The organism is Aliagarivorans taiwanensis DSM 22990, from assembly GCF_000429505.1.
GTDB lineage: Bacteria > Pseudomonadota > Gammaproteobacteria > Enterobacterales > Celerinatantimonadaceae > Aliagarivorans > Aliagarivorans taiwanensis.
The window spans coordinates 1-19,206 of the sequence record NZ_AUBZ01000001.1 but is presented as its reverse complement, the minus strand read 5'-3'; the positions used below and the strand labels follow the sequence as shown (position 1 = coordinate 19,206).

Genomic DNA, 19,206 nt, shown 5'->3' with positions numbered 1-19,206 from the left:
GGCCTTATTGCTGAACTTGGATATGCTCAGGTTAGCGCCAGCCAATCGGCAATAATTGGCAAATCTTGCGATTTTGGCTGCGGCCGTGATTTTGCTTTTTAGGCTTAAGCGCAGAGTATTCGCTTCGCTTGGCTACACTGTTAGCGTTTAGCTTCAACGCCAACATCCGCGACGACAGCAATATCACTTGGGGTCGTCTGCAACTTGGTGTAAATTACCCGCCCGAAATTGACGAGAGCGAGAGAGTGGAATGGCAGAGAAAGCAGTCGTAGTTTATTCCGGTGGAATGGACTCATTTACTGTATTGCATCAGGCGATACAAGATGGCAAAGACGTGCATGCCTTGAGTTTTAACTATGGGCAACGCCATTCCAAAGAGCTGGAGTACGCCAAAGCGGTGTGCAAAGAGCTGGGTATTCCGCATCTGATCAACGATATCAGTGCCATTAACCAATTGCTGCAAGGCTCGTCGCTAACCAGCGACGATATCGAGGTGGCAGAAGGCCACTACGCCTCTGACAATATGAAATCCACCGTGGTGCCGAACCGCAATATGATCTTGCTGTCACTGGCAATTGGCTACGCAGTATCGATTGGCGCCGACTCGGTGTACTACGGCGCCCACTCTGGCGACCATGAGATCTACCCGGACTGCCGCCCAGAGTTTGTCGAAGCGATGAATGCGGTTAGCCAAATCGCCAACTATGAGCCGGTTAAGGTCTACAGCCCCTTCCTCTATCAAGACAAGATCGACATCCTGCGCGCCGGTGTGGCGATGCAGCTCGACTACGGCAAGACCTGGACCTGCTATAACGGCCGCGAAAAAGCCTGCGGTAAGTGCGGTTCGTGCAATGAGCGCCTCGAGGCCTTCGCTACCCTTGGCCTTAGCGACCCGCTTGAGTACGAGAGCGCCTAATGTATCTGGTCAAAGAGATGTTCTACTCCCTGCAAGGGGAGGGGGCACAAGCCGGTCGCCCTAGCGTGTTCTGTCGCTTCAGTGGCTGCAACCTGTGGAACGGCAAAGAGAGCGGCCGAGCCAATGCTCAGTGCCGCTTCTGCGATACCGACTTTGTCGGTACCGATGGTAACAATGGTGGCAAGTTCCGCCACGCCGCCGAGGTGGCCGATGCGGTCGCCGCTCTGTGGCCCGAAGGCAACCCGGGCAAACCCTATGTGGTGTGCACCGGCGGTGAGCCGCTGATGCAGCTCGATGATGCGCTTATCGAGGCCTTCCATGCGCGCGGCTTTGAAGTGGCGGTGGAAACCAATGGCACCATCGAAGCGCCAGCGGGCATCGATTGGCTATGCGTTAGCCCCAAGGCGGGCTGCGAGCTTAAGCAGCGCAGCGGCCACGAGCTCAAACTCATCTACCCGCAAGCGGAAAATCAGCCACAAGACTTTGCCGGGCTGGACTTTGACTACTTTTACTTGCAAGCCAAAGACGAAACCGTGATCGGTGGACTGGCCAACCAGAACTTGCAAGCCACCTTGCAGTACTGCCTGACTCACCCGCAGTGGCGCCTCAGCATGCAGATGCACAAGATAGTGGGTATCGAGTAGTGAGCTCGTCGGGTTACCAATCCTTAGATTCTCAGGTAGTAGCTTCGCGAAGGTTGAAAGCTGCTGCCATACTTCTCCAACCTTCACCTCAACTCAAATAAGAAGCTATGACTAAACAGACTTCCTTGATTAACGGCCTGCGCGTAAGTGCAGTGCTGGTATCCGGTGGCTTGTTGGCAGCCTGTGCCCAACAAGAGGACGCTCCACAAAGCGATACCATGACTCTGCGATTGATGGAAACAACCGACATCCATGCCAATATGCGCAGTTTCAACTACTTTACCGGTCAGGAAGACCCTCGTTTCGGTTTCTCGCGCACCGCCTTGGTGATTGAGCAAGCCCGCACCGAGCAAGCCAACCACTTCTTGGTGGATAACGGCGACCTTATCCAGGGCGCGCCATTTGGTGACTACGTGGCCAAGCAGCTGGGTACCGAGTGGCTGGCTAAGAACACTCACCCGATTTACAAGGCGATGAACCTGGTTGGCTTTGACGTGGGCAACATGGGTAACCACGAGTTTAACTTCGGCCTGGAGTTTCTCGATGCCTCCATCGAAGGTGCTGAGTTCCCTTATATCAGCGCTAACGTGTTCCAGTTTGAGGGTGCTGAAGTTGATGAAAACGGCAACTGCCTAACCGCGCTGGATGATCACTACAACGGCAACTACGACGCCTTCTTCGAGAACGAAACGCCGTACTACCAGCCTTATGTAATTGTGCCAAAAACCTACATCACCGACGGCGGTGTTGAGGTGACCATGCACGTGGGCGTGATTGGCTTTGTGCCGCCGATGATCATGGGCTGGGACAAGACTCACCTTGAGTGTCAGGTGCAGGTTGCCGATATCGTTAAAGCCGCTGAGCATTTCGTTCCTGAGATGCGCGCCAACGGCGCCGATATCGTTATCGCCGTGCCGCACTCAGGTCTAAGTGGCAGTGCCCACTTGAGCTTTGAAGAGTACAGCTACGACTACATCGAGAACGCTTCTGGCCTGTTGGCGCAGGTAGATGGCATCGACGCGATTATGTTCGGCCACGACCACCTCGACTTCCCAAGTGCTGGCTTCGAAGGCTACCCAGGCGCTGATATTGAAGCCGGTACCCTGCATGGTACGCCATCGGTTATGCCTGGCTTTTGGGGTAACAAATTGGGCGTGATTGATCTGAGCCTGAACGTAACCATCCAAGGCGATCAAGCCAGCTTTGAGATTGCTGCCGCTGATGTGCACCTGATGGATATCGACGATACCGCAGGCGTAGAGCACGAGTCGGCTGAGATCATCGAGCAGGTAGAAGAGGCCCACCAAGGCACCGTGGATTACATGGCCACCGAAATTGGCCAGAGCGATCAGCCTATCTACAGCTTCTTCTCACTGGCCGGTCCTGATCTGTCGGTACAGCTAGTTAACGAAGCGCAGATGTGGCGTGGTGAGCAACTGGTTGCCGACGGTGCTTTTGGTGCTGACAACGATCTACCACTGTTGGCGGTAGCCGCACCATTCCGCGGTGGTCGTAACGGCCCGGGCGATTTCACCTACGTAGCGGCTGGCGCGATTACCCTGAGTAACGTGGCGGACTTGTACATCTACCCCAACACCCTGCAAGTGGTGAAGATGAACGGTGCGCAGGTTATCGAGTGGCTGGAGATGTCGGCAGCGCAGTTCAACACCATCGTTGATGGCGACGCCGAGCAGTCTTTGGTGAGCGAAGGCTTCCCGACCTACAACTACGATGTGTTCTTTGGTATCGATTATGAAATCGACCTAAGTGTTGAGCCGCGTTACAACGCCGATCAAGCCGAGCCAGCCCGCGATACTCGCCGTATCCAAAACGTTCGCTATCAGGGTAAGCCGATGCCGCTGGAGCAAGAGTTCCTGATTGTGACCAATAACTACCGTGCCAGCGGCGGCGGCCACTTCCCAGGCATCACCAGCGAGGTGATTGTTTACGAAGACCCAGAAGAGACCCGTAACCACGTACAAGGTTACCTAGAGTCTCTGGGTGAGCAGGCGCAAGCGAGCGACGGCATCATCCGCTTCAAGCTGCAAGAGAACTGGAAGCTGACCTTGGGTGAGAGTGGCATTAAGCCGGGCAACGTACAGCTGAAATCTTCGCCCTTAGCCTTAGAGTTTGTGGATGCACGCCCGCAAATCGAAGCGCTGAATGAGCAAGATGCCGATGGCTTTGAGCTGCTAAAAGTACGCTTTTAGAATACTGCGATAGCGAGCCCGTGCAGATGCCGGGTGATTAAATAACACTAAGGCTGCTCGGCAATTGAGCAGCCTTTTTAGTTTCGCCTGCCCCAAAAAAACTTGCTAGAACACGCTGCCAAACGCCAGTAGATATGTACTGTGCTCTTCGTTTTTAGGTCCTCAAGAACCTGTTCCAGCTTTCGCGTTGCCTTACGAGTTGATAGTAATTTTCTTGAAAACATAATTCTACCAGCTGGTCAAAAATTAACTTATTGGTAGTCTAATTCACTGCTTTAGTGAAATTCGTGGTGTCACGCGCGGTCTTTATGGCTTTCAATAGTGATAAGTCCTGCCTTTGCGTTCCTCGCTGGAATTAAGTTTCATATTAATTAAAAGTTATTGTCACAATTGACCAATAGATTGTTACTGCCTTTTATTAACTAAACCTTAGGTAATATGGAAATTAACAATCAAACCAAATACTTGCTGCGCATGAGCGCGGTAGCTGTGGCATCCGTTTTGGCGGTGGCATGTGGTAGCAGTAACTCTGATTTCACCACCGAGACCATGACCTTGCGTCTGATGGAAACCACCGATCTGCACGCTAACATGCGCAGCTTTAACTACTTCACCGCGGAAGAAGATTCTAAATTTGGTTTCTCTCGAACTGCCTTGGTTATCGAGCAGGCTCGCGAGCAGCAGCCCAACCACTTTCTGGTGGACAACGGGGACCTGATCCAAGGCGCGCCGTTTGGCGACTACGTTGCCAAGCAGTTGGGCACTGACTGGCTTGCCAGCAACACCCACCCAATCTATCGAGCGATGAACTTGGTGGGCTATGATGCAGCGAACATGGGTAACCATGAGTTCAACTTCGGTCTACCTTTCCTTGATGCTTCTATCGCTGGTGCTGAGTTCCCCTATGTCAGCGCGAACGTTTTCCACTTCGAAGATGCAGAAGTGGATGCTGACGGTAACTGTCTGACCGCCATCGACGATCACTACAACGGCAACTACGCCGAGTTTTTCGAAAACGAAACCCCTTATTACGACCCATATGTAATCGTTTCCAAAACCTACACCACAGACCAAGGGCGTGAGGTTGAGATGCAGGTCGGGGTGATTGGTTTTGTGCCACCCAAGATCATGGGCTGGGATAAATCCCACCTTGAGTGTCAGGTACAAGTTGCTGATATCGTGAAGGCCGCAGAATACTACGTACCTAAGATGCAAGCTGCCGGCGCAGATATTGTTGTCGCGGTACCACACTCAGGCCTAAGCGGCAGCGAGGGCATCGATTTGCCTGACTACGAGTACGATTACCTGGAAAACACCTCGGCGCTGCTGGCGCAGGTTAAGGGTATCGATGCCATCATGTTTGGCCACGATCACTTGGATTTCCCCAGTGATAAGTTTGCAGGCTTCCCGGGCGCAGATGTTGAGGCTGGCACCATTCACGGCGTACCTGCGGTAATGCCAGGGTTTTGGGGCAACAAGCTTGGGGTGATTGACCTAAGCTTGCAGCTTACCCTTGATGGCGATCAAGTCGTCCGTTACGCGATTACCGGTGCTGATGTTGCCCTGATGGACATCGATGAAACCCAAGGTGAGCAAAACGAAGACCCGCGCATTGTCGCCGAAGTAGCGGCCGAGCATGACGGTACCGTTGAGTATATGGCCACCGAGATTGGTGAGAGCGACCAGCCCATCTACAGCTTCTTCTCGTTGGCTGGCCCAGACTTGTCGGTACAGTTGGTGAACGAAGCGCAGATGTGGCGTGGCGAGCAGCTTAAAGCCGATGGAGCCTTCGGTGCCGACAACGACCTGCCGCTGTTAGCGGTTGCCGCCCCGTTCCGTGGTGGCCGTAATGGTACCAGCGACTTTACCTATGTGCCCGCAGGACCAATTACCCTGAGCAACGTGGCCGACTTGTACATCTACCCCAATACCTTGCAAGTGGTGAAGATGACCGGTGCCCAAGTGATTGAGTGGCTTGAGATGTCGGCGGCTCAGTTTAATACCATCAAAGGTGGCGATGAGGAGCAAGCGCTCGACAGTGCTGGCTTCCCTACCTACAACTTCGATGTGTTCTATGGCCTGGACTACGATATCGACCTCAGTGTTGATGCGCGTTACGACGCCTACCAGCCAGAGCCGGCGCGCGATACCAACCGTATCTTGAACATCATGTACCAAGGCGCACCGCTAGACCTTGCACAAGAGTTTCTAATTGTGACCAACAACTACCGTGCCAGCGGTGGCGGTAACTTCCCGGGTGTAAGCGCTGACATCATCGTTTACGAAGATCCGGAAGAGACCCGCAACCACATCCAGAACTACCTGGAATACCGCGGAGCCAATGCCGGTGATGATGGCATTATCCGCTTCGAGCTGCAGCAGAACTGGACACTCACTCTAGGTGACAGTGGCCTGGCGCCAAGCAACGTTCGCTTGACCTCATCGCCGATTGCCTTGAACTACGTAGATGCGCACAGCCACATCGAAGCGCTCAATGAGCAAAACGCAGAGGGCTACGAGATCTTTCGTATTCAGTTTTAAGCACTGAGTTAGGCTTTTACCCAAATAAAACCGATGCGCCAGCGCATCGGTTTTTTTATGTTCACTTGAGCCTTTTGGGGAGTCGAGCCTCTCACAACCCTTGCCCTTGAGTAGCCTTCAAGCCCTTTGATTCTCGCTCTTTGGTCAATAACCCCGCTTATGTTTTTACAGGTGGTATAAATATCTTTTATATAGCAATAAATCAGTTTTATTGTGCTGTTTTATGTGTCATATTCCGCGCGCACTAAATCCAAAGCATTTACTAAATAACGAAATCCCATGAAAAATACCTTTTCTGGCAAGTCGCTGCTGCGCCTAAGCGCTACAGCCGTTGCTTGTTCACTTTTGGCTGCCTGTGGCGGCTCTAGCTCTGATAGCGAGCAGCCTTACGACGGTGAAACTCTTACCATTCGCTTGATGGAGACCACCGATATCCATGCCAATATGCGCAGCTTTAACTACTTCACTTCAGAAGAAGATCCGGAGTACGGTTTCTCTCGCACAGCGCTGATTATCGACAAAGCGCGTGAAGAACAACCAAACAGCTTCTTGGTTGATAATGGTGACTTGATCCAAGGCTCTCCATTTGGTGACTATGTGGCGAAAGAGTTGGGCGCAGGCTGGTTGGGTCAAGGTAATATCCACCCGATTTACCGTGCCATGAACCATGTGGGTTATGACGTCGCTAACATTGGTAACCACGAGTTCAACTTCGGACTAGAGTTTCTAGATGCGTCAATTGCAGGTGCTGACTTCCCATACGTCAGTGCCAACGTGTTCTACTTCGAAGATGCCAAGGTGGATGGTCATGGTGTTTGTCGTACCGCCATCGACAAGCACTACAACGGGAACTACGACGCCTTCTTCGAGAACGAGACGCCGTACTTTGCACCTTATGAGTTGGTGGAAAAAACCTATATCTCAAGTGAAGGCCGTGAAGTTGAAGTAACCGTTGGTGTTATCGGTTTTGTTCCTCCACAAATCATGGGTTGGGATAAAAGCCACCTAGAATGCCAAGTCCAGGTGGCTGATATCGTGAAGGCAGCTGAGTACTACGTGCCGAAGATGATTGAAGAGGGCGCTGAAATCGTGGTTGCGGTTCCTCACTCGGGCCTGAGTCGCACTGGTGAGTTGCCAGACTACGAGTATGATTACGCGGAAAACGCCTCTGGCCTGCTGGCCCAAGTAGACGGTATCGATGCGATTATGTTCGGCCACGACCATGTAGACTTCCCGCATGAGAGCTTCGCTGATTACCCTGGCGCTGATGTGAAAGCAGGTACCTTGTACGGTGTACCAGCAGTTATGCCTGGCTTTTGGGGTAATAAGCTGGGCGTGATTGACCTGACTTATAAAGTACTCGCGAAAGATCCTCTTGAAGCAAAAGCCGGTGGCATCATTACCGACCTGCTTAGCGCCGATGTGAAGTTGATGGATATCGATGAAACTGAAGGTGAGCACAACGAAGACGCGCGCATTGTGGCCGAGGTTGCCGCGGAGCACGAAGGTACTGTTGAGTACATGGCAGAAGAGATTGGCGAGAGCGATCAAGCTATTTACAGCTTCTTCTCATTGGCAGGTCCTGATCTGTCAGTGCAGTTGGTTAACGAAGCGCAAATGTGGCGTGGTGAGCAGCTGAAGTCAGATGGTGCATTTGGCGATAACAACGACCTTCCGATGCTGGCTGTTGCTGCGCCTTTCCGCGGTGGCCGAAATGGTCCGAGCGACTTTACCTATGTACCTGCCGGTCCAATTACTCTGAGTAACGTGGCTGACTTGTATATTTTTCCGAATACTCTGCAGGTGGTTAAACTCACAGGCGCGGGCGTGATTGAATGGCTAGAGATGTCTGCTGGTCAGTTCAATACCATCGCAGGTCGTGACGATGAACAAGCACTCAAAAATGCTGGGTTCCAAACTTACAACTTCGATATCTTCTTTGGTATTGAATACGAGATCGACATCAGTGTTGAGCCTCGTTATGAGCAAAATAACGAAGAGCCGATCAACCCAGATAGTAACCGTATCGCCAATGTGACCTATCAAGGTGAGCCCTTGGATCTTGAGCAAGAGTTCCTGATTATCACTAATAACCATCGCGCTAGCGGTAGTGGCAACTTCCCGGGTGTTGGTCCAGAGGCTATTGTTTACGAAGATCCGGAAGAAACCCGAAACCATATCCAAAACTACTTGGAGTTTTTGGGCGACGAAGCTGACGGCGGTGTTATCACGCTTAACCTTGTGAACAACTGGAAGTTAACTCTGGGTGACACTGGCCATGCACCTGGCAACGTGCGCTTGGCGACCTCACCGCGAGCACTGGATTATGTAAGCGATCACGCTCAGATCGAAGCGCTTAATGAACAAGACGCTGATGGCTATGAGTTGTTTAGAGTTCACTTCTAAACCGACTCAACACTAAAACAAACCCGAGCATTGCTCGGGTTTGTTTTATATGAGCAGAAACAACTCCGCTTGTGAGTCGCTAGCCATGGGCACATTTGTTCTAATGCACTAGTTTCTACTCAAAATAGCCATGACGGGTAAAGACCCCTTGGTTTGCCTTAGCGGATGTACATCGCAAAATAAGGCACGCCCGGTGGGTTTCCGCGGTAGTACATGGTTTTTAACACGCGAGAAGCATTGTGGCTCCATGCCTCGGAGCGGCTAAACCCATCGAAGTGCGAATGCATGCCTAATACATGGGCAAGTTCATGTATTGCACTGTTTTCCGAGGCGGTTTTGACCATGGTATCGCTTCCTGGATACTCCGCTGCATCGAGGTTCACCCAGACAAAGCCGTGTCCACTCGCACGCCAGATCTTCTGATAATCGGTGGTTATGTAACGCGGAATACTGTCTGAGTAGGGGGCAGTAGAGACATTGCTACTGCTACAAACCGAGTCATTGCATACTGCGGTAGCTTGGCTGAAGATAATCCCACCACCGCTATCAAGTCGGCTGTAATCGATATCCGTAGGTGCGTCGATGTTTAAGTTAATCACGCCATGGCGTTCGAACATGGTTCTGCCTACTGCGAGCTCAACTTGGTCAAGGGCATAGTTGAAACGCTTGTCGACTTGGTCGAGAAAGTATACGGGGATCAACCGATTTTCAACATCCCATACGGTTAGGCCTGGGTACTCTGGTACTTCGCTAAAGGGTGATACACAGTAAAGGGCGCGGCAGGTCAATTCTCCGTTGGACAGTGTAGCTACGCCCCAAGTATCTAGACCTAGCGGGTTGCGACAGATATCCCGCCCGTTCTGGTTGCTACATTCCACCGCTCGAGCAACGTCCTCGTCGGTAAATTTGTCGTCTTCCACGGTGCAGCCCGTGATGGCGACTATGCTTGCCAAAAGCCCCATTTGAATAGTGTGTTTCATTGTAAATCCTTGTAGTTATTGCGTTTGATACTACATGGATTGCTGGTGTTTGGTAGAGGCTGGGTATATTTTTGCAATACTTTGCAAACAAACCAAACGCCCATTCCAATACTTTATTGCAGCATCTCGCGATGTTGAGTGAAAGAGAGTTGCATCTGCAATTCGGACTACTTTGAGTACCGCAGGGTCAATGCCGGCGACGATGGCATGATTCACTTTCGAGCTGTGGGAAAACTGGACGCTGAACGTTCGCTGAGCTTATCGCCGATTGCGTTGGACTACTTAGATGCGCTCAGTCACATCAAAGCGTTCATTGAGCAAAACGCAGAAGGTTACGAGTTGTTTCAGGAACGGTTCCAAAGCGCCCAAAGGCCGACTCGCAGTAATAGCAAACCCGAGCAATGCTCGGGGTTGTCGTTTCTAGGCAGGATTAACTTTGATTATCTGCTCCTAGCCATAGGCCACACTCGGGAACCACAACACCAGCTGTGGCCACACCACCAAGCACACTAAAGCAACCAGTTGGATAATGATAAAGGGGATCACGCCGCGGTAGATCTGCTTGAGCTCCACCTCTGGCGGGCACACGCCTTTTAGGTAGAACAGTGCAAAGCCGACCGGTGGGGTGAGGAAGCTAGTCTGCAGCGCCATCGCCACCAACATCACAAACCACACCAGGCTTGGGTTATCCACCACGCCGTGGCCGTCGATCTCTATCCCGAGGCTGGAAACCACCGGCGCCAGCAGCGGCAGGGCAATCAGGGTGATCTCAATCCAATCAAGGAAGAAGCCCAGCAAGAAGATAATCCCCAAGATAAAGGCGATGATCCCATAGGGGCCGAAGGGCAGGCCGCTTAGGAAGGACTCAATCAGCTCATCACCACCGAGTTCGCGCAGCACTAGTGCAAAGCAGGTGGCGCCGAGGAAGATCATAAAGATGTAGGCGGTGGTGCCGTAGGTGCTCATCAGCACCTCCTTAATCACCTTAAATGAGAGCTTACGGTTGAATGCAGCCAGCATTGTTGCGCCCAATGCGCCAATGCCTGAGGCCTCGGTGGGGGTGGCAATACCGGCGAAGATGGAGCCGAGCACTACAAAAATCAGCACCACGGTGGGGAAGATATCTTTAAGCACCCGCGCCACCAAGCGCCACTCTACCTTTTGCACATCGGCAGGCACTGGGGCAGAGCTGGGGCTTAGCAGGCCAACAATCAAGATATAGGCGATATACAAGCCGCCCAGCAGCAGACCCGGGATAATCGCGCCCATAAACAGGTCGCCCACCGACAGCCCCAATTGGTCGGCCATAATCACCAACATAATCGAGGGCGGCAGTAAGATCCCCAGCGTACCGGCCGAGGCCACTGTGCCCAGCGCCAGCGGCAGGTGATAGCCTTGGCGCATCATGGTTGGCAGCGACATCACGGTGAGCAGTACCACCGATGCGCCGATAATCCCGGTGGAGGCCGCTAAAATGATACCAATCGCCATCACGGTAATCGCCAGGCCGCCATGTACTCGGCCAAACAGCTGCTGCATCGAGCCCATCAGTTTTTCGGCAATCCCGGATTTATCCAGCATGTTGCCCATAAAGATAAACATCGGCAGGGCGACCAGGATCCAGTTATCCATGATCTTGAAGATGCGGTTTACCACCAAACCCAGCGTTAGATAATCCAGCCCGGTGAAGGTATCGAGGTAGATATCTGCAAAGTAGCCTACTGCGGCGAATAGCACGCCCACACCGCCCAGCACATAGGCCACCGGAATACCGGTAAACAGCAGCGCGATAAAGGTGGCGAACATGCCGATAACTAAGACTTCATTTGCTTCCATGCGAGCCTCCCAATACTGCGATTTGACGAAGAATTTGCGCCACTATCGACAGCAGCAACAAGCTAAAACTCACCGGGATAACCCCTTTAATGATCCAGCGAAATGGCAGCCCTGAGGGTGCGCTGGAGCTTTCATTGACTCGCCAGGCTTCATAGGCGAAATCATAGGAATGCAGGATGACGATGATCACAAAGGGCACTGCGAGCAGGCTCAGGCCGAGCACTTCTACCAGCGCTTTCGCTTTGGCGGAAAAGCGTTGGTAGAACAAATCGACCCGCACATGTTGATTGGTGATTTGGGCATAAGCAGTGCCGAACATGACGGCGGTGGCATAGAGGTGCCATTGCACCTCTTCTAGCGCGATTTGGCCGTTGGAGAACACCTTACGCAAGATGACCTGCAAGATAATCACACCGATAAGGAGCAGGTTTGCCCAGGCGAAGAAGCGCGATATTGAGCGAACCGCCTGTTCTATCGTTTTTGGGATGCTCGCTTGTGGAATATTCATGGTTGTTACGTCCTTCGAAAAGCGAAGCAAGCGGTCAGGGCATGTGATGTTGTTCTAGGCCACACCCCGACCCACTTGAGTTATACGAGGGGATCTAGTCGCGAGGTAGGAAGCCGTTTTGCTCCCACAGCGCGTAGCCTTCACGGAACTGGCTTAGGTCGGCCCACACTTTGGCGAAGTAGGGGTCGGCTTCCTTCTTCTCTTCTACCACTTCCAGCCAGGTGTACTCGAACAGATCAAGCATCTCTTCATTCCAGTAGCGGATTTGCACGCCATTGTCTTGAGCGGTTTGCATGGCGGAGTACTGCATCGCTTCGCCTTCGGCAATCGAGTAGGTCATGGTGGCCATACAGGTGGTTTCGATGGCTTTCTGCTGGTTCTCGTCCATCTCGTTCCAGGTGTCTTTGTTCACCAGCAGCTCAAACACGGTGCTCTGTTGGTGCCAGCCTGGGAAGTAGTTGTACTTGGCCACTTTGTGGAAGCCTAAACGCTGGTCGATAGCAGGCTGGGAGAACTCCGAGGCATCGATGGCGCCTTTCTCCAGTGCGCCGAAGATCTCACCGCCGGGGATCTGCACCGTACCCACACCGAGTTTTTCCATTACTGAAGCGCCTAAACCAAAGAAGCGCATATTCAAGCCTTTCAGATCTTCCGGTGACTCAATCGGTTTTTTAAACCAGCCTGAGGTTTCAGGCGAGATAATCGCGCACGGCAGTACCTTCACGTTGTAGCCTGCTTCGTCGTACATGCCTTGATAGAGCTCCAGGCCATTACCGAAGTACAGCCACGCCATGTACTCACCGGCTTCAGGGCCAAACGGTACCGCTGAGAACAGCGCGGCAGCAGGCATTGAGCCTTGCCAGTAACCGGCGGTGGAGTAGCCAGAGTTGACCTTGCCGGTGGATACCGCATCGAGGATTTCCGCAGGATTCACCAGCTTGCCTGGCTCATACACCTTCATCTTAATAGTGCCGCCGGAGGTGATCGGAATATGCTCCGAGAACCACTTAATGGGTGAACCTAAGGCGGGCAGGTGGGTGCCAAAGGCAATCGGGGTTTTTAACAGGACTTTGCCAGCGGCGAAGCTAGCGGTACTGGTGGTGCCGAGGGTGACGGCAAGGCTGCAAGCAATGGCCAGAGTTTTGAAGTTCATCGTGCGCTCCTTGAGATGTTCTATTCAGTTCCGTGTACTATTTGGTTATGCAATTAAGCTGGTTATGTAAATAAGTTGTTGCCCGGATTGGGTGCTGCCATTGCAGTGTAGGAAGCGCAGGATTGCGCAGCTATGGGTATTAATGCGCAAATTTACTGCGGAGAATACGCAAGCCAATTACGCAAAACTACGTACGACTTTGGTCTAATTTGTCGCTCAGGAGTAGCCAGATGGAGTTGGTGAACCGCAATAGGTTGAGTTTGAGCATTGTGATGCTGTCGGTGGTACCACTGGTTGCGGTGACCACAATTGTTGCAACCTTGTTATTTTCGCAAGCCAAACAATTAGTCGATGATGAAGTCACCTTAATTCGCAGCAACCTGATCAACCTCAAAAAGCAGGAACTGCAGCAGTACGTCGAGTTGGCCCTAAAAGCGGTGATGCCGATCTATGAGGAAGCCGCCGCCGACGATGCACACGCCCAGCAACTGGTGATCGATCATCTCAGCACCTTAACCTATGGCCAAGATGGCTACTTCTTTGTCTACGACTATCAAGGCGTGTCCTTGGTGCTGCCCTACCAGCAGGACCGCATCGGTAAAAACTGGTGGGAAGTGGAAGATGTGACCGGCAAAAAGCTGCTACAGGAGCTTATCTATGCCGCCCAGCATGGCGGCGGCTTTGTGGAGTACCAATGGCATAAGCCGTCCAAGTCTGAACCTTTGCCCAAGCTGAGCTATGCGGTGGGGCTGGATAAATGGCAGTGGATGATTGGCACTGGCGTGTACCTCGACGATATCGAGCTGCAGGTAGCCCATGTGGAGAACGGCTTCGATGGCCGGGTCGGTAAAAGTGCCGCCGCGCTATTCTTGGTGGTGTTTATCGCAGTGTCGCTGGTGGCAGGTTTGGGCGCATCGATGAACTTCAGTGTTCGACGAATGGCCAATAGCCAACTTAGTAAGTTAAATCAGAGAATTATCGAATCTCAGGAGAAAGAGCGCAGCCGCGTGTCTAAAGAGTTACACGATGGCATTAACCAGCTGTTGGTGGCTGCAAAGTACCGTCTCGATAATCTGCGCTCCGGCACGATGACCGCCCGGCAACTAGAGCAATGGCAGGCCAGCCAAGAGGTGATGGATCAGGCGATCGTCGAGATCAGGCGGATCTCCCGCGATCTGCGCCCCTCCCAGCTAGACGACTTAGGGCTGGTGGCGGCGCTGCAAAGCCATATCAGCACAATGCAGGAGCGCTGCCAGATGGAGCTGATATTCGAACACGATATCAAAGGCTTGGCGCTATCTTCGCAGGTCGAGACCACGTTATACCGGGTCACCCAAGAGGCGCTGCGCAATGTAGAGAAGCACAGCCAAGCCAGCGGCGCCGACGTGGTACTGCAACGCGAGGGCGACAAGTTACTGCTCACTATCAGCGATGACGGTGTGGGCTTTGAGGTGGGCGGTAAGCGCCGCCTTTCCGAACATATGGGGCTTAACAACATGCGCGAACGTATCGCTGCCATCGCCGGTTTGTTCTGGGTGGAGAGCGAGCCGGGCACCGGCACACAGGTGCGCATTGAGCTGCCCGCAGAGAGTTTACGCGAGCAAGGGCTCGCCACGGAGGGCTTATGATTTCAGTGATTTTGGCCGATGATCACCGCCTGATGCAGGACGGCTTAAAGTCTCGGCTGGAGCTTGAGCCCAACATCCGCATCAGCGCCTGTGTCAGCAATGGTGAAGAGGCGCTCAACGCAGCGTTTGAGCTAAATGCTGACGTGCTGCTACTCGACATTAATATGCCCGGCATGAGCGGCCTGGAAGTGCTGGAGCAGCTCAAGCAGCAGCAATCAGAGCTGGCAGTGGTGATCTTATCGATGCACGATTCGCGCGATTACATCATGCAGGCGATTGCGCTGGGGGCGAAGGGTTACGTGCTCAAAGACGTCAGCTCCGACGAGCTGGTGATGGCCATCAATCAAGTGGCCGATGGCGGAAGCTACTTCTCGGCCCAAGTCTCGCAAAAACTGGTGCAGCACCTACAACCCAATGCCAGCGAAGAGGAAGAGGAGAGCCTGTCGCCGCGCGAGAACGATGTACTGGCCGCGCTGGCCAATGGCGATTGCAACAAGGTGATCGCCGACAAGCTGCATATCTCGGTACGCACCGTGGAGACTCACCGCCTGCGCATCAAGCGTAAGCTCGGCGTCAACTCCACCGCGGGGCTGGTAAAAGCGGCTATTGAGCGGGGCTTGGTGTAATGGCTTCTCGCTATCTGAGCTCGCGCACGCCGATCGTCGACAAGATCATCTTCTTCTGTGCGGTGATTGATAGCGGCTCGTTCCGTGAAGCCGCCAAGCAGCAAGGCGTATCGGCAGCAGCGGGCAGCCGCTGGGTAAAAGAGCTGGAGCAGCATCTGGGCACCGAGCTTATCAAACGCAGTACCCGCACCATGCTCACTACCCAAGCCGGCGAGCTGCTATACCAGCGTTTTAGCAAACTGCTGCCAGAGATCGACACAATCTGCGCCGAGGTGGAGAATCTGGCGCAGCAGCAGCGCGGCGAGATCAGGCTAAGCTCAACCCCACTGTTTGCGCAGCAATACCTCTCAACGATTGTCTCGGAGTACATGCAGCACCACCCCAAAGTCGACTTCAAACTGTTTATCGAAGCAGGGGATTTCGACCCGCTAAAGGTGGACTTCGCCTTTCGCGCTAAGGCCAGCTACCGTGGGCAGAGTGAACAGGACTCAATGTTGGTAAGTCGCCACTTACTTAGTGAGCCGCTTTACTTATGCGCCGCCCCAGACTACCTACAGGCAAATGGCATACCGCAAAGCCCGGAGCAGCTCGCTCAGCATCGCTGCCTGTATGCCCATACCTTAGTTGGCGGAAATCGTTGGTGTTTTGAGCGCGATGGCGAGGCAACCATGGTGGATATCAGCGACGCCCTGCAGTGCGACAATAGCGCAATGCTGCTCGACTTCGCCCTGCATGGCGCAGGCATTGCCTACTTGCCACACTCGCTGGTGGTTGATCATCTGGCGCGTGGTGATCTGATCAGTGTGATGGATCAGTACATGCGGGTGACCTTCGATGTGCGGATGTACTACCGCCCGCGCCACCCCATGCCCGAGCGATGCCAGCAGTTTAAGCAGTACCTGCTAACTCGATTGGACACGCTGCGCGAGCAGGGCATTGAAGCGACTCGCGCGTGAGTTGTTGAGTATGAGCTGCTGCTGTGGAGACTTGTACAAGATACCTGTTATAGCATTCGCGACGTAGCAATTAAGCGCTGAGTCTTCTAGCGAAGCGCAATCCCAAACAGTGGCCCATGTAAGCTGACAAAGGCCACATACAACACAACCCCAACAACGAATACCAGCAAATCCTTCCACCAAGGCTGAGCTGGCAGCGTACACAGTTTGCCCCTTTTAACCAGCACCACCAGGGCTATCAGTGCATAGAGTCCGATGGTGGCAAACAGCAACACCGAGGCCAGATCGCCATTTACCAGTAAATGGCCGATTGCCCACAGCACAAACCCGGTCAACATGGGGTGGTGTAACCGGCGGCGTAAGTTACAGGGAATAAACATCGCCGCCAGCAATACAAAGAAACTTAGCACCAAGCCATAACACAGATGCCGCGCGCCGTAGTGCCAGCTCAATACATACAGGTGCTGATACTCCGCCTCTCCGCGCCCCCAAAACATCAGCAGAAACCCCGCTAATGAGACAAGGGCATACACCCCTTGGTAGCGCTTGCCCATACGATCGACCAGAAGCGCACGATAGTGGGTGAGGGTGAGAATATGCGGCGTTAAGAACAACACCATACCGAGCAATAGCCACATCATAAGCAGCGTCCTTTCGATGCTATCAAAAGTCTCATTATGCTCGCTTTCCTTTGCAAGTAGTTGGATCTAAGCCAATTTAGGCGATTAAATGCACGGTTAAACCACTAAGCCCGAAAAAACGTACCCCAACTGTTGCAGTTTTTTAAAGCCTCGGATAAATTAGCCTGCGTTGTGACGCGCTAAGCACAACCTAGTCTTTCGGAACGTAGCGCAGCCTGGTAGCGCACTGTCATGGGGTGTCAGGGGTCGGAGGTTCAAATCCTCTCGTTCCGACCATATCAAGCCCGTAACTCATTGAGTTACGGGCTTTTTTCATGTCTTCAGAAAATGCCTTTGGGTAAAACTCGGGTAAAACTTGGGTAAAACTCAACATCGAATTTGGCTATTTGGGCCGCTCATAAACAGGCCGTGCGTGGTTAGAACTTCTTGAACGCATCGGTCTGGCTCAACTTCTTGTATCCAGTAGAGCTGAATATGACTAAGCAACATAAAGTACTGCGATAAAGCTTATTGACGAGATAAAAGAGTGGTCTTTTTGGCTAGGAAACTAGAGGGTTATCGCCAATTAAAAAGGAAGGTTGGCATCAAACTTCTCTTATGCGTCAAAATATAGCTAATAATGTTTCCTGAAGTTCTATGCGCGCATTATTGTGGTTTTTTCAAAATTTGGTGGCAGATCCTGCGCGAAATTCACCCTATACACAGGAAGGCCTCAGAAATGGAGAAATGACATGGCGCGCTTAATGCGGGGTTCCCTTTGGGCAAAGCGAGAGTTTGCAGAGGGGTCGATCCCTACACCTAGAACCATCAGAAACTGGCTGGACAATGGAATCATTCAAGGAGCGGTAATTGATGAACGTATGTATGTATTTGATGATCAGTCCTTCAGCACTCGCTCGGAGGTATCTCGTTGCGTTGATGAGCTCATTGATATGAGTTCCTGATACTAATGGGCCGACCTCGACATCGTTCCAATCGAGCGCTACCTCCACACCTTTATCACGATCCAAAGAGGGGGTATCGCTTTACTCTGATTAACGGAGTTCGCAAGGACCTCGGTACAGACCGAAACTACGCCATCAGCATTGCCATGGGGTACAACCGCCAAATGCGTGGCTCCTACTCGGTAGGTGTTGAAGATCTTATCGCGATGTCGTCATCTGATAAGGACATCTTCCTTGGAACACACATCCCTAAGCTCTTGCAAACCATGATTTCACGGGAACAGCCGAAAGCTTCGAAGCTCTCTACATTGCGCAATGATGCAGAGCGATCGATTCTCTTTTTCAAGTCTATCCCTGCATTTGACATTGAGTTACAGCATGTAAATGCATACATGGAAGAGTTTCATAAGACGGCTTCGGCTAACGTCTACAACCGGAAAATCGCTTGGCTAGAAAAACTATTTGGTTACGCCTGCGATGCTGGGATCATGCGCGACAACCCAGCCTCGCAGAAAATGAAGTTTCCCAAGAAAGCTCCAAAAGCACGTCGGCGGCTTACCGCAGAGGATTTTCTTGCCATCTACAATGCTGCCGAGCCTTGGTTGCAGGTTGCAATGGATCTGTCGTTGCAGACTGGAACTGCACGGCTAGAGACCGCCCGTATACGTTATAACCTTGAGAGACCCCAAAAAGGCGTTTGTGGATGTATGTGGTACAAAGAGCCGCAAAATGGCGTGTATGGAAAGTTATTCATCCATCGGCAGAAAACCGAGGAGAATGAGGCCTCTTGGGTAGCTATCCCAATTGGTGGGCGATTGAAGGTAATCATTGATCGCAGTGTCGATGATGTTGATTCACCCTACGTAGTACATCGCCCTGAGGGCAGGGTGAGAGCGTGAATGGTTACTTTTCACTCTATTTCTCTGAGAACCCTGCTGATAGCACCTGTTCAAGGTAAGTTGTGTTCATTGCCGCAATATTTTGCTTACGCCTGATGCTGGCTTTTTTACCTGTTTCCTGTCGCAGCAAGTTCAGCGCCATATGGCGGACAATCGCCAAAAGCTCAGCGGCGTTCTCTCGGTAAATTTGGCAGTCATCTTCGCTGAACGATGTATCAAGTACCCAGTGAAGGCTGTTTTCGATACCCCAATGACCGCGTACTGCGTCGGCGAATTGCTCTTTGCTGAGTTCTGCCGAACTGATGTAGTAGCGGTATT

The 19,206-nt window shown here is 52.4% G+C and carries 15 protein-coding genes and 1 tRNA gene; 10 read left to right on the top strand and 6 right to left on the bottom strand.

All coding sequences use genetic code 11. The annotated features are described in order from the left end of the window. The first annotated feature begins 250 nt into the window (after positions 1-250). The 5 genes from queC (at position 251) to G462_RS0100065 (ending at position 8,717) form a co-directional block, all read left to right on the top strand. Positions 251-916: a 7-cyano-7-deazaguanine synthase QueC gene (gene queC / locus G462_RS0100085; protein WP_026957183.1), complete on the top strand. Its 666-nt coding sequence runs from the start codon at positions 251-253 to the stop codon at positions 914-916. Next, positions 916-1,560, top strand: coding sequence for a 7-carboxy-7-deazaguanine synthase (queE, locus tag G462_RS0100080; protein WP_026957182.1), 645 nt, complete (start codon positions 916-918; stop codon positions 1,558-1,560). The genes queC and queE overlap by 1 nt, the downstream gene beginning before the upstream one ends. 107 nt (positions 1,561-1,667) lie before the next feature. Then, positions 1,668-3,770 carry a bifunctional 2',3'-cyclic-nucleotide 2'-phosphodiesterase/3'-nucleotidase gene (locus G462_RS21190; protein ID WP_084404856.1) on the top strand — a complete coding sequence of 701 codons (2,103 nt, stop codon included), beginning with the start codon at positions 1,668-1,670 and terminating at the stop codon, positions 3,768-3,770. Positions 3,771-4,208: 438 nt separating this feature from the next. Beyond that, entirely contained in the window at positions 4,209-6,311 is a 2,103-nt protein-coding gene (locus tag G462_RS0100070; protein ID WP_051326408.1) for a bifunctional 2',3'-cyclic-nucleotide 2'-phosphodiesterase/3'-nucleotidase, read from the top strand. Positions 6,312-6,590: 279 nt separating this feature from the next. Further along, entirely contained in the window at positions 6,591-8,717 is a 2,127-nt protein-coding gene (locus G462_RS0100065) for a bifunctional 2',3'-cyclic-nucleotide 2'-phosphodiesterase/3'-nucleotidase (RefSeq protein ID WP_051326407.1), read from the top strand. Positions 8,718-8,875: 158 nt separating this feature from the next. Here the strand turns inward: G462_RS0100065 and G462_RS0100060 are convergent, their stop codons facing one another. The 4 genes from G462_RS0100060 to G462_RS0100045 form a co-directional block, all read right to left on the bottom strand. Then, positions 8,876-9,697, bottom strand: coding sequence for a hypothetical protein (locus G462_RS0100060; protein ID WP_026957179.1), 822 nt, complete (start codon positions 9,695-9,697; stop codon positions 8,876-8,878). A gap of 450 nt (positions 9,698-10,147) precedes the next feature. Then, positions 10,148-11,533, bottom strand: coding sequence for a TRAP transporter large permease (locus G462_RS0100055; protein WP_026957178.1), 1,386 nt, complete (start codon positions 11,531-11,533; stop codon positions 10,148-10,150). Beyond that, entirely contained in the window at positions 11,520-12,041 is a 522-nt protein-coding gene (locus G462_RS0100050; protein ID WP_026957177.1) for a TRAP transporter small permease subunit, read from the bottom strand. The genes G462_RS0100055 and G462_RS0100050 overlap by 14 nt, the downstream gene beginning before the upstream one ends. A 94-nt stretch (positions 12,042-12,135) precedes the next feature. After that, positions 12,136-13,194 (bottom strand): TRAP transporter substrate-binding protein, encoded by a 1,059-nt coding sequence (locus G462_RS0100045; RefSeq protein ID WP_026957176.1) that lies wholly within the window; start codon positions 13,192-13,194, stop codon positions 12,136-12,138. 230 nt (positions 13,195-13,424) lie between these two features. Here G462_RS0100045 and G462_RS0100040 point away from each other — a divergent pair, with 230 nt between their 5' ends. The 3 genes from G462_RS0100040 to G462_RS0100030 are packed head-to-tail and all read left to right on the top strand — an operon-like array spanning position 13,425 to position 16,404. Continuing rightward, positions 13,425-14,822: a cache domain-containing protein gene (locus tag G462_RS0100040; protein WP_026957175.1), complete on the top strand. Its 1,398-nt coding sequence runs from the start codon at positions 13,425-13,427 to the stop codon at positions 14,820-14,822. After that, the gene (locus G462_RS0100035) at positions 14,819-15,448 is read left to right on the top strand and encodes a response regulator (protein ID WP_026957174.1); all 630 of its coding nucleotides are present in this window, start codon (positions 14,819-14,821) and stop codon (positions 15,446-15,448) included. Before G462_RS0100040 ends, G462_RS0100035 begins: the two co-directional genes overlap by 4 nt. Beyond that, entirely contained in the window at positions 15,448-16,404 is a 957-nt protein-coding gene (locus G462_RS0100030) for a LysR family transcriptional regulator (RefSeq protein ID WP_026957173.1), read from the top strand. The genes G462_RS0100035 and G462_RS0100030 overlap by 1 nt, the downstream gene beginning before the upstream one ends. 86 nt (positions 16,405-16,490) lie before the next feature. Here G462_RS0100030 and G462_RS21185 read toward each other — a convergent pair whose 3' ends face one another. Further along, a complete protein-coding gene (locus G462_RS21185) occupies positions 16,491-17,045 on the bottom strand; it encodes an NnrU family protein (RefSeq protein ID WP_051326406.1) in 555 nt (184 codons plus the stop codon). Between the two features lie 199 nt (positions 17,046-17,244). Between G462_RS21185 and G462_RS0100020 the strand changes: the two genes are divergently transcribed. Both G462_RS0100020 and G462_RS21180 read left to right on the top strand, forming a co-directional pair. Continuing rightward, positions 17,245-17,321: transfer RNA gene (locus G462_RS0100020), tRNA-Pro, on the top strand. An 814-nt stretch (positions 17,322-18,135) separates the two neighbouring features. Continuing rightward, complete coding sequence (locus G462_RS21180) at positions 18,136-18,888, top strand: site-specific integrase (RefSeq protein ID WP_051326405.1); 753 nt, start codon at positions 18,136-18,138, stop codon at positions 18,886-18,888. A gap of 16 nt (positions 18,889-18,904) precedes the next feature. On the opposite strand, the gene G462_RS21175 is transcribed toward G462_RS21180, so the two are convergent. Continuing rightward, on the bottom strand, positions 18,905-19,206 hold a 302-nt coding region (locus G462_RS21175; RefSeq protein ID WP_035476211.1), incomplete at its 5' end, for an ISAs1 family transposase.

What these genes read in the sequence shown, in the direction of transcription:
- queC (WP_026957183.1), top strand. Translation starts at nt 251, where the DNA reads ATGGCAGAGAAAGCAGTCGTAGTTTATTCCGGTGGAATGGACTCATTT.
- queE (WP_026957182.1), top strand. Translation starts at nt 916, where the DNA reads ATGTATCTGGTCAAAGAGATGTTCTACTCCCTGCAAGGGGAGGGGGCA.
- G462_RS21190 (WP_084404856.1), top strand. Translation starts at nt 1,668, where the DNA reads ATGACTAAACAGACTTCCTTGATTAACGGCCTGCGCGTAAGTGCAGTG.
- G462_RS0100070 (WP_051326408.1), top strand. Translation starts at nt 4,209, where the DNA reads ATGGAAATTAACAATCAAACCAAATACTTGCTGCGCATGAGCGCGGTA.
- G462_RS0100065 (WP_051326407.1), top strand. Translation starts at nt 6,591, where the DNA reads ATGAAAAATACCTTTTCTGGCAAGTCGCTGCTGCGCCTAAGCGCTACA.
- G462_RS0100060 (WP_026957179.1), bottom strand. Translation starts at nt 9,697, where the DNA reads ATGAAACACACTATTCAAATGGGGCTTTTGGCAAGCATAGTCGCCATC.
- G462_RS0100055 (WP_026957178.1), bottom strand. Translation starts at nt 11,533, where the DNA reads ATGGAAGCAAATGAAGTCTTAGTTATCGGCATGTTCGCCACCTTTATC.
- G462_RS0100050 (WP_026957177.1), bottom strand. Translation starts at nt 12,041, where the DNA reads ATGAATATTCCACAAGCGAGCATCCCAAAAACGATAGAACAGGCGGTT.
- G462_RS0100045 (WP_026957176.1), bottom strand. Translation starts at nt 13,194, where the DNA reads ATGAACTTCAAAACTCTGGCCATTGCTTGCAGCCTTGCCGTCACCCTC.
- G462_RS0100040 (WP_026957175.1), top strand. Translation starts at nt 13,425, where the DNA reads ATGGAGTTGGTGAACCGCAATAGGTTGAGTTTGAGCATTGTGATGCTG.
- G462_RS0100035 (WP_026957174.1), top strand. Translation starts at nt 14,819, where the DNA reads ATGATTTCAGTGATTTTGGCCGATGATCACCGCCTGATGCAGGACGGC.
- G462_RS0100030 (WP_026957173.1), top strand. Translation starts at nt 15,448, where the DNA reads ATGGCTTCTCGCTATCTGAGCTCGCGCACGCCGATCGTCGACAAGATC.
- G462_RS21185 (WP_051326406.1), bottom strand. Translation starts at nt 17,045, where the DNA reads ATGATGTGGCTATTGCTCGGTATGGTGTTGTTCTTAACGCCGCATATT.
- G462_RS21180 (WP_051326405.1), top strand. Translation starts at nt 18,136, where the DNA reads ATGGGGTACAACCGCCAAATGCGTGGCTCCTACTCGGTAGGTGTTGAA.